Origin of the sequence: Pseudanabaena sp. 'Roaring Creek', assembly GCF_001402795.1 — a bacterium.
Lineage (GTDB): Bacteria > Cyanobacteriota > Cyanobacteriia > Pseudanabaenales > Pseudanabaenaceae > Pseudanabaena.
The window spans coordinates 1-13434 of record NZ_LIRE01000687.1 but is presented as its reverse complement, the minus strand read 5'-3'; the positions used below and the strand labels follow the sequence as shown (position 1 = coordinate 13434).

Annotated in this window: 11 protein-coding genes; 5 read left to right on the top strand and 6 right to left on the bottom strand. The window is 45.8% G+C overall.

Annotated elements, in window-relative coordinates; all coding sequences use genetic code 11:
• Positions 1-34: 34 nt before the first annotated feature.
• On the bottom strand, positions 35-706 hold the full coding sequence (gene purN, locus AC805_RS19295; RefSeq protein ID WP_055076905.1) for a phosphoribosylglycinamide formyltransferase: 672 nt from the start codon (positions 704-706) through the stop codon (positions 35-37).
• Positions 707-824: 118 nt separating this feature from the next.
• On the opposite strand from purN, the gene dusA reads away from it, so the two are divergent.
• Positions 825-1838 carry a tRNA dihydrouridine(20/20a) synthase DusA gene (gene dusA / locus AC805_RS19290; RefSeq protein WP_055076904.1) on the top strand — a complete coding sequence of 338 codons (1014 nt, stop codon included), beginning with the start codon at positions 825-827 and terminating at the stop codon, positions 1836-1838.
• A gap of 93 nt (positions 1839-1931) precedes the next feature.
• Positions 1932-2675, top strand: a complete 744-nt coding sequence (locus tag AC805_RS19285) for a cytochrome c biogenesis protein CcdA (RefSeq protein ID WP_082429562.1) — start codon at positions 1932-1934, stop codon at positions 2673-2675.
• A 63-nt stretch (positions 2676-2738) separates the two neighbouring features.
• Here AC805_RS19285 and AC805_RS19280 read toward each other — a convergent pair whose 3' ends face one another.
• Positions 2739-3182: a hypothetical protein gene (locus AC805_RS19280; RefSeq protein WP_055076902.1), complete on the bottom strand. Its 444-nt coding sequence runs from the start codon at positions 3180-3182 to the stop codon at positions 2739-2741.
• Positions 3183-3385: 203 nt separating this feature from the next.
• On the opposite strand from AC805_RS19280, the gene AC805_RS19275 reads away from it, so the two are divergent.
• Positions 3386-6580 (top strand): CHAT domain-containing protein, encoded by a 3195-nt coding sequence (locus AC805_RS19275; RefSeq protein WP_055076901.1) that lies wholly within the window; start codon positions 3386-3388, stop codon positions 6578-6580.
• A 243-nt stretch (positions 6581-6823) separates the two neighbouring features.
• Here AC805_RS19275 and AC805_RS19270 read toward each other — a convergent pair whose 3' ends face one another.
• The 4 genes from AC805_RS19270 to AC805_RS27175 form a co-directional block, all read right to left on the bottom strand.
• A complete protein-coding gene (locus tag AC805_RS19270; RefSeq protein ID WP_082429560.1) occupies positions 6824-7408 on the bottom strand; it encodes a DUF4157 domain-containing protein in 585 nt (194 codons plus the stop codon).
• Positions 7409-7491: 83 nt separating this feature from the next.
• On the bottom strand, positions 7492-8229 hold the full coding sequence (locus AC805_RS19265; RefSeq protein WP_055076899.1) for a Stp1/IreP family PP2C-type Ser/Thr phosphatase: 738 nt from the start codon (positions 8227-8229) through the stop codon (positions 7492-7494).
• Positions 8230-8470: 241 nt separating this feature from the next.
• Positions 8471-10165 (bottom strand): AarF/ABC1/UbiB kinase family protein, encoded by a 1695-nt coding sequence (locus AC805_RS19260; protein WP_055076898.1) that lies wholly within the window; start codon positions 10163-10165, stop codon positions 8471-8473.
• A gap of 288 nt (positions 10166-10453) precedes the next feature.
• A complete protein-coding gene (locus AC805_RS27175; protein WP_263363361.1) occupies positions 10454-10579 on the bottom strand; it encodes a hypothetical protein in 126 nt (41 codons plus the stop codon).
• A gap of 151 nt (positions 10580-10730) precedes the next feature.
• On the opposite strand from AC805_RS27175, the gene AC805_RS19255 reads away from it, so the two are divergent.
• Positions 10731-11006 carry a hypothetical protein gene (locus AC805_RS19255; RefSeq protein WP_009626350.1) on the top strand — a complete coding sequence of 92 codons (276 nt, stop codon included), beginning with the start codon at positions 10731-10733 and terminating at the stop codon, positions 11004-11006.
• A gap of 4 nt (positions 11007-11010) precedes the next feature.
• On the top strand, positions 11011-13353 hold the full coding sequence (locus AC805_RS19250) for a ComEC/Rec2 family competence protein (protein WP_055076896.1): 2343 nt from the start codon (positions 11011-11013) through the stop codon (positions 13351-13353).
• Positions 13354-13434 lie beyond the last annotated feature (81 nt).

The following is a 13434-nucleotide window of genomic DNA, read 5'->3' as shown; positions in this document are numbered from 1 at the left end:
AATAGGATTAGGCGGCGCTTCGCGCCGCCTAATCCTATTTCGTCAAAGATTGCGCATATTCAGCGATCGCGGCTGGATAAATAATATGTTCCTGTACTTGGATACGTTTTTGCAAATCCATCAAAGTATCACTTGCCAAAATCGGCACGGCGGCTTGCTTGAGAATTCTGCCGCTATCGACTTCAAGGCTGAGGATATGGACGGTACAGCCCGTAATTTTTACGCCATAATTAAAAGCTTGCTCGATCGCATGAATGCCTTTAAAACTTGGTAATAAACTCGGATGAATATTGAGAATTCGTTCTGGGAAGGCATCGATCAATACTTGGGTGACGATGCGCATCCAACCTGCCATGATCACCAGATCGGTGTGATACTGCTTGAGCATATCCACGATCGCCAGATCGAGGGCTGCACGGGATTTGTAATCGCGGTGATTAATCAAAATTGCGGGAATACCAAATTTATCAGCGCGTTGCTTGACATAGGCTTCGGGTTCGTTATAGATCACTACGGCGATTTTGGCGAGTAGCTGTCCGTTCTCGATTGCCTTAGCGATCGCCTCTAGATTACTGCCGCTCCCCGATGCTAAGACCGCAAGAGTAGTGACACCTTGAGAATGCTCGTACTCATCTCGATTACCCCGATGCCTGTAGGCATCCTGAGATAGATCTGGGGTGGTAGATGAAATCTCTGGCGAACTCACGTATCCTCAATACCTCTAAACAAAAAGGGCAGTCACAAGTTTACTACATGGTTTACTTCATGGAGCATATTAAGATAAGGCAAGCAAGTTCAAAGCCACGACGATTCCTTTTCCAACCATGACTTCTTTATCGGCAATGCCAATTCCTACACAGGCAAAGAGCGATCGCTTCCCCATCCATCCCCTTAGCATCGCACCGATGATGGATCGCACCGATCGCCACTATCGCTATTTCATGCGCCAAATTACGCGGCGGACTTTGCTTTATACGGAAATGGTCACTAGTGCTGCCATTAAGCATGGCGATCGCGCCTATCTCTTGGGCTTCTCACCCCAAGAAAATCCCCTTGCCTTACAGGTTGGGGGCGACAATCCCCAAGATCTTGCCGAATGCGCTCGAATTGCCGAAGCTATGGGCTACGACGAAATTAATTTAAATGTGGGCTGTCCGAGCGATCGGGTGCAGAGCGGACATTTTGGCGCTTGCTTGATGAAAACGCCCCTACTCGTCGCTCAATGCATTGAGGCAATGAGTGCCGCCACCAAGCTCCCCGTATCCGTCAAGCATCGGATCGGGGTTGACGAACTCGATCGCTATGAAGACATGCAAAACTTTGTGCGAATTCTGTCCGAATCAGGTTGTCGGCGATTTTCTATCCATGCGCGGAAAGCATGGTTACAGGGGCTGAGCCCCAAGGACAATCGCGAAGTGCCACCGCTGCGCTATGCTGATGTCCATCGGATCAAACAGGAATTTCCCCATTTATTCATTGAAATTAATGGGGGATTGATCACCCTAGAGCAAGCCCACGAACAGTTAAAATTTGTGGATGCCGTGATGATCGGACGAGCCGCTTACGATAATCCCTATCTATTTGCCACTAGCGATCGCGAATTTTTTGGTGATGAGAATCCGATCCGTAGTCGCCTAGAAGTTGCCGAAGCCATGATTGCCTATATCGATGAATGGATGGTAAGGGGATTGAAGTTACATAAAATCACCCGCCATATGCTGCAATTATTTCACGGTCAAGCGGGTAGCCGTCTTTGGAAACGCATTCTCACAGATAAATCTTGCCTTGTTGGGGCTGGTTCTGAAGTAATTCGCGAAGCAATTACCGCCATTCATTAACCATCCCAAGGATGAGCGGCGCACCACTCATCCTTGGGATTTGATTTTTATATTTGATTTTTATATTTGATTTTTATATTTGATTTTTAAGTAATGCAATTTATGGAAACCCTAATGCGATCGCTGCCTAACTGGTTTTATCACCTCGAACAATGGGCGGATGTCTTGGTTAATCAACAACTCGATCGAGCCTCGTGGACGAGTGTAGGAGTCGTATTTTTAGCAGGGCTGGTCACCAGCCTCACCCCCTGCACGCTCTCGATGTTGCCGCTGACGATTGGTTATATTGGCGGTTATGAATCCAAAAGTACGGGGAAGGCTGCCCTGCAATCGGCTTGGTTTTGTCTGGGCTTTGCGATCGCCTTAACAGGTTTTGGACTCGCCGCCGCCCTCCTAGGCAAAATCTACGGGCAGACAGCTTGGGGGTGGTCGGTCGTGATGGGGCTCATTGCGATCGTGATGGGATTGCAGTTATTGGAAGTAATTTCCTTGCGTTTACCAAGTTTTGGCAATTGGGAAATCTCGCCAAATCTACCGCAGGGATTGCGATCGCTATTAATCGGTCTATCCTTTGGATTTGTAGCTTCCCCATGCAGCACACCCGTATTGGTTACGCTCTTGGCTTGGGTATCAGGGTCGGGCAACCTGTTGATGGGCACAGAATTTCTACTCGCCTACGCCATCGGTTCGGTCTTACCCCTAGCGATCGCGGGCACATTCACGGGGATTATCAAGAAATTTTTAGAATTACGGCGTTGGTCTAGCTGGCTCAATTGGGGAAGTGGACTAATTCTGATCGCATTTGGCACCCTTTCTATTTTGAGCAAGATTACATAAATCAACCCCAAAAGATGAGTGGCAGCGCTTCGCGCTGCCACTCATCTTTTGGGGTTGATAGATCTATTTCAACCATTCCTGCTCAAATCGATGCCACAGACTGAGTAATCTTGGCTCAACCGATGTGTCTAAAAGTACTGCGGTTACGATCGCACGGATTTTTAAGAGATCGCCAAAATTAGCACTGATAAAAATCTTGCCCGAAGCCACGGATTTTTCTAGGGTGGATTTACCGATAATAATGTTGTATAGAGCTCTACCCGTACTTTCAAAAGCATTCGTCGCATTAGGATCCGCCTCCGAGATCGCCAGTTGCAAATCCATTTCACCCTCCGCTTGGACGAAAATACGCGTATCATCGATCGCAATCGTGGCGGATTTTCCGTTGGCTATCCGCACAATTGCTGACCATGTATCACCTTGGCGATCGCGTAAAATTTCTATTAATTCTAAGAGCAGGGCAGTCAAAAGCTCAGCCCGAGATGAAGTCGAAGGAGGAAGGATCATGATTTGAGAAGCAGGGGTTTAAAAGCTGCAAAGATTATAGAATTAAAAGATTATAGAACTATTATTATAAGTATCTAAGAGTAAAAAACCTAGAGGAGCGTACCGCCCGCTACGCGGGCGGTACGCTCTCTGGTTTTGGTTTTGAATTACTTAGAGAGCATCATTTGCACGAATACAGGATTAACAAATAAAGGATAATTGCTATGGTTTGGCAACTTTTTGAAAGCGATTCTCACCAAAAAATTAAAGATGGGATCGAGAAGTTCCTTTCCATCGCGATGATCTGCACGACTATTGTTTTACCTGCGATTCCTCCAATTTCATCTTCTGCCGAGGCGCAAACAGAGACCATCGAAACCATTCAGAATTCCGAGTCAAAAAGCTTTCCCATTTCCCTAAAGAACGGTCAGTTTGTCAGGGTGATCGTACAGCAGCAAGGAATCGACCTGGTCGTAAAACTCGTGAGTCCTGATGGTCAAACCATCGCTAATTCGGACAGCCCCAATGATGATGAAGGACCAGAAGTAATTTCCACTATTGCCAATACTACGGGCGATTATCAGTTGGTAGTTTCTGCCACCGATCCAGCCAATTCAGGGGCTGTGGGGAAATTTACAGTTAAAATCGAAGAATTAAGAATGGCGAAAGAATCCGATCGCCAGTATCTCGCGGCTGAAGTTGCCTTTATGGAAGCCACCAAAATCAACGATGGCACGGAACAGCAAAGGGAGCAAGCGATCGCCAAATATTTAGAAGCTTTGCCCGTTTTCCGCGCTGAAAAAAGAACCTATTGGGAAGCACTTACCATTAGAACCATTGGTTATATCTATCTCGATCTGGGTAAAAATGACGATGCTTTGAACTATGAATTGCAAGCATTGCCCCTATACCAAAAACTAAGCGATGCCAAACAATTAGGACGGCTCCTCAATCAAATTGGTAAAACCCAAGAGAAGTTGGGAGATCTCCGAACGGCACTTGCCTATTACGAGCAAGCGAATGCGGCGCGGCAATTAATACGAGATCCGATCGGAGAAGGGGCAACCTTTAATAATCTTGGCTATGCCTACGATATTCTCGGTCAGCCCAAAACTGCCTTAGATTTCTATAATAAATCTCTAGCTCTATGGAAAGAAACAGGAAATCGTAAGGAAGAAGGGAATACCTTACGCAACTTAGGAGCAGTCTACCGCAAGCTCAGCAACTACGGACAAGCACTAAAGCTTTACGAACAAGCCCTAGCCATCCATCTGGAACTAGGCGATCGCAAGAACGAAGGGAACACTCTCAATAGTATTGGCTTACTTTATTACAACATCGGACAATCGACGAAAGCAATTGATTTTTTACAGCGTTCTTTGGCAATCGCTCAGGCAAGAAAAGACTTACGCGCTCAATCCTCGATCTATAGCAATATCGGGCTTGCCTACAGAAAGTTAAACGAACAGGATAAGGCTCTCAAAGCCTATTTTCAAGCTTTCAAACTCGCCCAAGAAACGGGAGATCTGGGTTCGGAATCAGTCTCCCTTAACAATCTTGCATCGATCGCTCTAGATGAAAAAAAATATAGCGATGCCCTTGATTTCTATCAAACTGCTTTAAAAGTAGCAAGAAAAGTTGGCGATCGCGTTACCGAAGCAACGATCCTAGATAACATCGGTCTGGTTTATAACTACACTGGCAAATACAATGAAGCTTTTGCCAACTATCAGCAGTCATTGCTCTTACACCGCCAGGCTGGAAATCGTCAGGGTGAAGCGATCGATCTCAGTAACATGGGTAGCTTGATGGGAGATCGGGGAAGGCTAGAATTAGCGATCTATTTCTATAAGCTATCGGTAAACGTCCGCGAATCCATCCGCAAAGATATTCGCAGCCTCGCCCGTGAGGATCAAAGTGCCTTTAAGCAATCGGTTGCCGATGTCTATCGCGGTCTCGCCAGCATACTATTAACAAAAGGGCGGGTAATGGAAGCTCTACAGGTATTAGATTTACTAAAAGTACAGGAACTACAAGATTATCTCCAAGATGTGAAGGGGAATGAAGTTACTGCCCAAGGCTTGGAGCTTTTACCACTAGAACAAAATTTATCCCAATTAATCAGCGCTGTTGCACTCCAATCAACGAGTTTGAGCGAAGAACTTGACAAGTTAAGGAAACTGGCAAAACCCAACGATGTTCAAAAGGCAAGGCTTGAGGAAATCGAGAAAATTCAGCTTGCTACAAGCCAAAAAATAGGAGGTTTATTTGATAGCGAATCGGCAAAGACGATCGAGAAAGATCTGAGTCAACAGGCGATCGCTGATAATCTCAAACTGAATAGCTATGTCAGCTTACAAGAACGGTTGAGAGCCTTGATGCAAACTGCTCAGTTTCCCCAAAGGGTAGCCCTATTCTATCCGTTAATTCTTGGCGATCGCCTTGAACTGATTTTATTCGTTCCCGACGCGCCGCCAATTCATCACACCGTTAAGGTCGATCGCCAGCAATTAGAAAAAGCGATCGCCGCTTTTCGGGTGGATCTACAGGATGCCAGTTCCCTTGATGTGCAAGAGTCCAGCTATCACCTTTATCAATTGATGATTCAGCCCATCGCTGGCGATCTCCAAAAAGCGCAAATCCAAACGATTATCTACGCACCCGACGGACAACTGCGTTATATTCCCCTTGCCGCACTCTACGATGGTCAAAAATGGCTAGTCGAACGCTATGCCATCAATCACATTACGGCGATGAATCTTTTTCGCCTTGGTTCGCAGACGATCTCCCAGCCCAGAGTAATTGCTGCTGCCTTTAGCAAAGGTGATTACTCCTTTGATGTGGGTTCGCAGAAATTTTCCTTCTCAGGTTTGCCTTTTGCAGGTAAGGAAATCGAAAATCTCAGCTCGATCGTTCCCAATACCACCAAGTTCTTAAACGCATCCTTTGAGCGCGATACGATCACAGAACCTAAGCCAAGCTACAATATCATCCATTTAGCAACCCATGCAGCCTTTGTGAGTGGTAAGCCCGAAGAGTCATTCATTTTAATGGGAAATGGCGATCGCCTGAGTCTGCGTGAAGTTCAAAATCTCAAGTTTCCTGCGGTAGACCTAGTGGTATTGAGCGCTTGCCAAACGGCTCTGGGAGGTATAGTTGGCAGTGGTGAAGAAATCCTAGGTTTTGGCTACCAAATGCAAAGAACTGGGGCGAAGGCATCGATCGCTTCACTCTGGACGGTTTCCGACGGTGGCACACAAAAGCTGATGGATATTTTTTATGGAGAAATCCAAAAAGAAAAACATTCCAAGGTAGAAAGCTTACGTCAAGCCCAACTATCGATGATTCGTAATCCTAAATCCGAGTTTTCTCATCCCTATTACTGGTCAGCTTTTATCCTGATCGGCAACGGACTTTAATTAGTTAGAGCTAATCACCCCCCAAATATGAGTAGCGCCGCTACTTATATTTGAGGTTTTATAGATGTCGCCAAGTGTACTAGGACATAAAACCCAAGAATTAATTGGCGGCGCAAAGCGCCGTCAATTAATTCTTGGGTTTTGATTTGTCCTAATTCAAGTGACTGTAGCTATAGCAACGTTAGTAAAGCGCAAAGGATGAGTGGCGGCGCGAAGCGCCGCCACTCATCCTTTGCGCTTTACCTATTGATTAGTTTGCACAAAACGATTTTGCAAGTCGTAAGCTTCCCGCTCCATGAGGTTGTTCTCGTACTTTTGCTTAGCTCGTTTATATTCAACAAAATATTGGTAGCCAAACTGGTCTAAGCCACCGTTTTTAGAGCATTGACGGACATGCACCATCTCATGAGCAATTACCGATAACTGTTTGAGATCTTCAGGTTTGTAATCGTCGCGGAGATAAATCCGATCGCAATAGGTTTGGGCGATCGTCTCAACCCTACCAAAATGCACAACGACATTACCCAGTACCCAACGATCCATCATTTGGGCATTATAAATAACCTGCACATGATCGATATAGTCAATAAAATAACGCCTGAGGTAACGTTTTTGGACATTATCTAGCGGTACCCCTTCACCATTCTTAGAATGCATCGTTTTTGCGGCTGCTTGATAGGCGATCGAACCCGCTTGCCCCCAAGCCTCCTCAGCGAAGCTGGACTTTGTTTCCGAGTCAGCCCAAAAGCCTACATCAGACATCCCAATGGCGGTAACCAGTGAGAGGGTCAACAGAATTAAAAAAATGATTCTCCGAATGCTATTCATAGGCTTTACAGAGATAGCTTGACCAATGGCTAGGAGCAGATTTAAAACATCATCTCAATTGCCTTTTGATTGCTGCTTAATTTTTAGCTGTTAGTATTTAATTCGTTAGAAACAATTACCACGGTGATATTATCTCGCCCACCACGCAATTTCGCCGACTCGATCAAGGCTTGAGCCGCCTGCTGACAGTTGCGAATACTCTTGAGATGATGGGCGATGCGATCATCGGTTAGTTCCTCTGTTAATCCATCACTACAGATCAAAAAGCGATCGCCAGGTTGCCATTCAATTTCACGGGCAGAAATCGACTTTACATCTTCACGCCCCAAACATTGCAAAAGCATATGTCGCCAAGGATGGCTTTTGGCATCTTCAGGATTAACTACCCCCGTCTGAATTGCCCGTGCAATCCATGTATGATCGTCGCTGATCTGCTCTAATTTCGGTCCGCGCAAACGATACAACCGCGAATCACCAATATGACAATACCAAGGCTGTTCGTCCCGAAATAGCAATATCACGATGGTAGTTCCCATATCCGATCGCACGGGATGATCCGCTTGATCGTTGATAATTGCTTGATTTGCCTTAGAGATTGCATCCTGCATCAACTGCTGTGGTGTCGTTTCGTCATCCCAAAGAGCTTCTAAACATGCACGAATAGAATCGACGGCAATTTGACTTGCCACTTCTCCGCCTGCGTGCCCTCCCATCCCATCGGCAACTACAAAGAATCGTCCCTCAGGATCGATATAGTAAGAATCTTGGTTGGCTGATCTGACGCAGCCAGTATCGGTTGCTCCCGCAAATAGACGCTTCATGTTAGGTGGTTCGGCTCGACGTATTTATTGACCAGTTCTGCTATAGCAATCTTTAGTTTAGCGCTCACAGGCAAAAACTATAGCAATATCTACAAACTGTCAGTCATTATCAATAAGTGCTTGCGCAAAATAAATTGCTAAAACCCGTGAAGTTGCGCCCCGTAGGGGCACAACTTCACGGGTTTTGGTTTGTAGTTAATTATGCCTAGCTACTTATTGCTGTTTGAGTAATGCTATCCAATCATCGTTCAGGACGGTCAATTTTTGATAACAATCGCAATAGTATTAGGACAAAAATTCCCGCAAGGATGGCTGTAATGAGGGCAGGGATCTGGAGCCCATTAATAAATAAGAGGGTGGCACATAAAAAACAGGTCGCACCGAGTAATGCGTAAATTGCGCCGATACCAACATTACTCAGTCTTCGTAAGAGGCGATCAGTTTCTTGCGATTTGACCCGCACGCGGATATCGCCACGATCTAGTTTCGAGAGGGTTTCATCGATACGCCGAGGTAAAGCGATCGCTGTGCTACTCACCTGAGTAGCCTGCCTACCTAGTTCACCGAAAAAAGCCGTGGATAAATTTCCCGATTCTTTAGCGCTACCATTTTCCATAAGATTAGTTGCGTAGGGTTTTGCGACTTCCATAAAGTTAAAACTAGGATCAAGTCCTTTGCCCAGTCCCTCTAATGTAGAGAGAGCCCGCATGACAAAGGTAAATGTGGCGGGGAATCGAAATGGTTGGTCATAGGCAATGTCGTACAGATCGTCACTAATAGCCGCAACGGATTGCTTATCCATGGACTGTCCCATGAAGTTATCAAGCATATATTGCACCGATCGCCGTAAGGGACCTGTATCGCCAGTAACCTCTAATGCCCCGAGATCGATCAAAGAATTAATTACGACTTCGGCATCTTTTTGAGCAATCCCAAAGAAGGTTCGCAATAATTTCTCGCGGGTAATCGATTGTATCTGTCCCATCATGCCGAAATCGTAGAAAATCAGTTCGCCTTTTGCCGTGACCGCTAAGTTACCAGGATGGGGATCGGCATGAAAAAATCCGTGATTGAGTAACTGTTCTAAATAAGACTCTGCGCCAATGCGGGCGATCGCCTTGCGATCGATTCCTGCGGCTTCTAGGGCTTCATAGTTACTAACTTTAATCCCTGGCATATACTCAAGGGTCAGTACCCGTTTTGAGGCATAGCGCCAATACACTCTTGGCACCATAATGCGGCGATCGCCTCGAAAATTACGGCGAAAAATATCGGCATTCCTACCTTCATTTAAATAATCTGCTTCTTGATAGAGGATCTTGCTGCATTCTTCATAAATACCAACCCAATCCCTCCCCCTGCCGTACTTGGGATGATTTTGAAAATATTGGGCAATCCGCTTGAGAATACCTAAATCGATCGCAAATAGCTTCAATAGCCCTGGACGTTGTACCTTAACAACAATCTCTTCGCCCGTATGTAATTGAGCCTTATGGACTTGACCGAGACTCGCCGCTGCTAGGGGAATGGGATCGAAATATCCAAACATGCGATCGATGGGCTTAGCCAAATCAGACTCAATGATTTGCTTTGCCTTCGCCGCCGTAAAAGCAGGGACTTTATCCTGTAATTTTGATAGTTCCTCTACGGATTCCGCAGGCAAAATATCGGCACGGGTTGATAAAAGTTGTCCCACCTTAATAAAGGTTGGACCAAGTTGCAGCATGGACTCGCGCAACCAAATGGCTCTTTTTCGAGTACGTTTTTTAACCTTGGCTTCAGTCTTGCCCCCGACATAGCTCCATTTTTTGTTGTCAAGCCAAATCATCCAAGAGAATGTGAGGACTGTGCGCCAAATATCAATGGTGCGGGCAAGTTCAGAGTAGTTGTCACGACTCCAACGATAATTGGGTTCAGAGGATAAAACTGACACGATTCACTAACGGCAGAAGGACTATCAAGAAATCTGTAACAAACCTTTACATCTTAGCGTGAATATTTATAGTTGTTAATATTTGGGAGACTGCTTTACTACTGCATTTAGAATTTCAAACTAAAGCCGTTCCATAAGTCCTCTTCAGCATGTGGGATTATTGGGTAAGTAGCTGGGCATAATTAAAACCCACAATCAAAAACTGAGCGTACGCTGCGCGTGCGCTCAGTTTTTGGGGTTTTATATTTAATTTCGCCTAGCTACTTAATGTGGAAAAAGACGCTTTCCCGATCATAAAGATGCGTCAGGTCGTGATTTACCTGAAAGAGACAAGTTCAGATTCTGTCTTTCAGCACTATTTTTGGCAATTCCCTTGGCATCATAGACATTACTATTTGCTGTTATTATGCTTTGCATAAGTAGCTAGGCATAGTTAAAAGCCAGAGTCAAAACCAGAGTCAAAAGCTGTAGCGCACGCGCAGCGTGCGCTACAGCTTTTGGGGTTTTATATATTTAATTGCGCCCAGATACTTAAGAATAGACCCAGAATAATTTTCCTTCTAATTTTATGGAAGCTTTCAATCCAATTCCTCCAGAGTGGGTCGAAAAGGCAACACATGCAGATGGGTTTTGCTGCCCTCGTTGCGGACAAGCCCCAAGCAGTGCTAAGGCTGTGTGGGTTAACCGTCGATCACCTGTTTATACCGAAAATCATCAACGCAAGTGGCAGGAATTTTATCAATGTGAATGCCAATCGGTATGGTGGGCTTGGAGTAACGATCGCCCCCCATCAGAATTTAGCGATCGGGCGATTCGGAATAGTTATGGCGATGATTTAAGTTGAGCCAATGAAGTCGCAAGTTGCCCTAGTTCTGTCTTTATTCTTTATTGCAGGAGCCTACGCCAGTTTCTTACCAGATTGGACGGGTTTTTATGTAGTTTTTGGTATTGGCTTTGGTCTATCGATGCTAGTTCCCGCGATTTGGCGCTTGGGACCTAAGCGATGGGTCTATCTCTTAGCAACAATCGTGGCAATTTTTGCTTGTTTTTATTTAAAGATTCGCACGCCGCAGCCATCGGCTGATGATATTTCTAAGTATGCCCCACTTTCCAATGCGATCGTGCGGGGAAGGGTCATTGAATCACCTAGCTTAACCCGTAGTGAGAGAGCCAAGTTTTTGTTAGCCGTGCAGGAGGTTAACCTTTCTGGCAAAGTCAATATTAAAGATCTCAAGGATCGCACTTCTAGCGATCCGAGCAGTAATGCGACTAATGGGGATAATGACAAGAAGTTTATAGCAACTTCGGGCAAGCTATATGTAACTGTGCCCCTAATTGAAGTAACGGGTTTGCGGGTCGGTCAAGAGATCGAGCTATCGGGCAGGCTTTATTTGCCGAGTCGTGCGGATAATTTTGGAGCCTTTGATTTTAAGTCCTATCTGGCGCGTCAGGGAGTATTTGCGGGGTTAAGCGGGCGATCGCTAGTCATGCAGGGCAATCCCGTGAGTTTTGGGGAATGGTGGTTTATCAGTCGCATCGTTCGCGCCCATGTGATGGGCGCAGGCGTGCCAGAGGGTTCTTTACTTAGCTCTTTAGTATTAGGCAGTCGCGCTGTGGACTTACCCAGCGATCTGAAGGATGCTTTTATTCAAGCAGGATTGGCAGCGGTGTTGGCGGCTTCGGGCTTTCAGGTTACTTTGGTGCTTGGGGCGGCGATCGCTTTAACCAACAATAGTTCGCTCAAGATCAAGTTTACGGTTGGCTGTTGTTGCTTGGGTGGATATTTACTGCTGACAGGTGCTAGCCCATCGATCCTGCGAGCCGTACTGATGGGTTTTGGGAGCTTGATCGGTTTAGTGGTACAGCGCCGTAGCCGTCCTGTGATCGGTTTACTAATTACGGCAGTATTACTATTGATCTATCAGCCCCAATGGATCTGGGATTTAGGCTTCCAGTTTAGTTTTCTGGCAACCTTTGGGTTACTGACCACCTCGCGATCGATCTCCGAACGTCTGGAATGGCTCCCCCCTGCGATCGCCGAATTGCTATCCGTCCCCATTGCCGCCTACATCTGGACTTTGCCCCTGCAACTATTGGTATTTGGCAAGCTCTCTCCCTATAGCTTAATTGCGAATGTATTGACCACGCCTTTAGTCTCGATCGCGACCTATGGGGGCATCATTAGCGGACTGTTGGCAATTATTTTTGTACCCCTAGGGGCAGCGATCGCTTGGTTACTATACCCCCTATTGCATTGGACGATTGATATCGCCCAATGGATTAATAATTTACCGAATACCAGCATCAGCGTGGGCGCGATTAGCATCTGGCAGATGTTAATCGCTTATATGTTATTTGTGGCGATCTGGCTCTTGCCTTGGTTTGCCAAGATGCAGCGTTGGACGATCGCCTTTGTTCTTGCCTGTGTGGTCTTATTTGTCCCCAATACGCTCGCCCAGCAAAGTTCTTTTCAAGTCACCATCCCAGCCTTTAATGATGTGCCGATTATGCTGATTAAAAATCAAAATCAAACGGTTTTGATTAATAGCGGCGATCGTCAATTTGCCAACTTTACCTTAATTCCATTCTTGCAGAAACTAGGCATTAATCGCCTCGATTGGGGCGTTTCTACAGATACACAGCCCGATGTCAGCGATGGCTGGAATGCTCTGACCAGTTCTGTAGCAATCAGCCAATTTCGCGATATCAGTCTTGGAGTCACCCCAAAGCCCTACCAAGATCTCCAGCAAGCCCTTGCTAATGCCAAAACTCCTCTAGCCTCTCTGAAAGTTGGCGAAACCTTGACAGTTAACAATCAAGTTCAGATTCAATTGCTCAATCAATCACCTGACATTTTGAAGCTAAAAACAGGAGACCTATCATGGTTATTGCTTGCTAATGCCGATCCCAAATCCCAACAAGCGATCGCTTCTAAAAAAGAACTGCTACCCCAGTTAGCCGCTAATGTACTTTGGTGGACGGGAGGGCAGATCGATCCCGCAATTTTACAGGCAATCAAGCCGACAATGGCGATCGCCTCAGCAACAAGCGTTGTCGAGGAAATGGTCAATCAACTTTACGAGGCTAAAGTTAGAACGTTTTGGACTGGGCGCGATGGTTCCATTCAATGGAATCCCGAAAAAGACTTCAGTACATTGCGCGATCAGCAAGACTCGCAATCACCTATTTAACGTCAGTTCGGGGTAAACTAGCAAATTTTAAAATCCCAAAAGTAAAAGCCTTGCTTAGCAAGGCTTTTACTTTTGGGATTT

Bases quoted from the DNA above. Each gene is read 5' to 3' on its own strand.
- AC805_RS19280 (WP_055076902.1), bottom strand. From the start codon at position 3,182: ATGATCCTTCCTCCTTCGACTTCATCTCGGGCTGAGCTTTTGACTGCC.
- AC805_RS19250 (WP_055076896.1), top strand. From the start codon at position 11,011: ATGAAGTCGCAAGTTGCCCTAGTTCTGTCTTTATTCTTTATTGCAGGA.
- AC805_RS19285 (WP_082429562.1), top strand. From the start codon at position 1,932: ATGCAATTTATGGAAACCCTAATGCGATCGCTGCCTAACTGGTTTTAT.
- AC805_RS27175 (WP_263363361.1), bottom strand. From the start codon at position 10,579: ATGCAAAGCATAATAACAGCAAATAGTAATGTCTATGATGCCAAGGGA.
- AC805_RS19255 (WP_009626350.1), top strand. From the start codon at position 10,731: ATGGAAGCTTTCAATCCAATTCCTCCAGAGTGGGTCGAAAAGGCAACA.
- AC805_RS19265 (WP_055076899.1), bottom strand. From the start codon at position 8,229: ATGAAGCGTCTATTTGCGGGAGCAACCGATACTGGCTGCGTCAGATCA.
- AC805_RS19275 (WP_055076901.1), top strand. From the start codon at position 3,386: ATGGTTTGGCAACTTTTTGAAAGCGATTCTCACCAAAAAATTAAAGAT.
- dusA (WP_055076904.1), top strand. From the start codon at position 825: ATGACTTCTTTATCGGCAATGCCAATTCCTACACAGGCAAAGAGCGAT.
- AC805_RS19270 (WP_082429560.1), bottom strand. From the start codon at position 7,408: ATGAATAGCATTCGGAGAATCATTTTTTTAATTCTGTTGACCCTCTCA.